This window comes from Kitasatospora arboriphila (assembly GCF_039528095.1).
In the GTDB taxonomy this organism is placed as follows: domain Bacteria; phylum Actinomycetota; class Actinomycetes; order Streptomycetales; family Streptomycetaceae; genus Kitasatospora; species Kitasatospora arboriphila.
The window spans coordinates 1-1314 of sequence record NZ_BAAALD010000218.1 but is presented as its reverse complement, the minus strand read 5'-3'; the positions used below and the strand labels follow the sequence as shown (position 1 = coordinate 1314).

General features: G+C 51.6%; 1 pseudogene. It reads right to left on the bottom strand.

The features are described 5' to 3' along the window. A pseudogene (locus ABD353_RS39580) lies at positions 1–1184 on the bottom strand (IS3-like element ISKpn1 family transposase); the annotation flags it as partial. Positions 1185–1314 lie beyond the last annotated feature (130 nt).

Genomic DNA, 1314 nt, shown 5'->3' with positions numbered 1-1314 from the left:
CATCACTGCATTATCCAGGCAGTTTCCTTTACGCGACATACTCTGCGTCATCCCATGCGCCTTTAAACGTTCCTGATAGCTCCTCATCCTGTAATGCCAGCCCTGATCCGAGTGCAGCAGCGGAGCATCTCCCGGTCTGAGCTTCGGGAACGCACCGTCCAGCATCGTATTCACCATCTCCATCACCGGCCTTTCCGACAGGCTGTAGGCGATAACCTCCCGGTTAAACAGATCGAGAACTGACGACAGGTAAAGCTTTTTTCCCTGTACCGGGAACTCTGTCACATCTGTTACCCATTTTTCGTTGGCTTTTGACGCACCGAAGTTCCGGCTCAGGATATTGGGCGCGGCCTCGCCCGTTCTCCCTTTCCAGGCACGATATTTTTTCGCCCTTATCACAGACCGGAGTGACAGTTCTGCCATCAGCCGCTGCACTGTTTTATGGTTTATCCGCAGCCCCTGTTTTCTCAGTGCGAGCGTGATCCTGCGGTAGCCATAACGACCTTTGTGATAGTGGTATATCTTCCTGATGTTCTCTTTAAGACCCGCATACCTGTCCCCTTGCTTCAGTGCATTCATATTGTAATACCACGTGCTACGGGACATACCGGCCGCCCGCAGAAGGTCCCGCAGAGCGTGTTCATGCCTTAGTTCACTGATTATCAGGGCTTTTTGCCATTTTTTTCGCTCTGAACCAAGGCTTTCAACTTTTTTAGATAGGCATTCTCTGCCCGCAGATAACGCAGTTCGGCCCTGAGTTCTTCGGGGGAGAGTTTTTCCAGCTCTTTATCTGTCAGTGGTGGGATATTTTTTGGCTTTGTCATTTTTCCGGGCCGTCCGCATTGTATGTTTAAAAGACCTTCCGCTCCGGCATCGTTGTACACGTCGAGCCAGCGCCGGACAAGTATTTCTGCGGAGAGATTAAACCGGGCAGCCGCTTCACGCATCGTCAGGCGGTCACTGATAACCGCCCGGACGACCACGAGTTTAAATTCATCGGAATAATGATTATTTTTTGCAGTCAGGCCTTCTGCACCGTGGAACTGCCATGCCCTGACCCAGCGACGGACAGATGTTCTTTCAATACCAAAAAGGTCGGCTGTACTCTGTTCTCCGTCTTTACCGGACAAATAATGATTAACCACAGCCAGTTTTGTTTCAGGGGAATACTTTGGTTTAGCCATAAAATTGCACCTTACTCAGTTGGGTGTCCAACTTTTGGGGTGCAGTCCATGCGCTTGCGCGGGCCTACAGACAGTCAGAGCCGGATGCGTTGGCCGGGTAAGGCGCCAGCCGCCACCCGGCATAATAAGC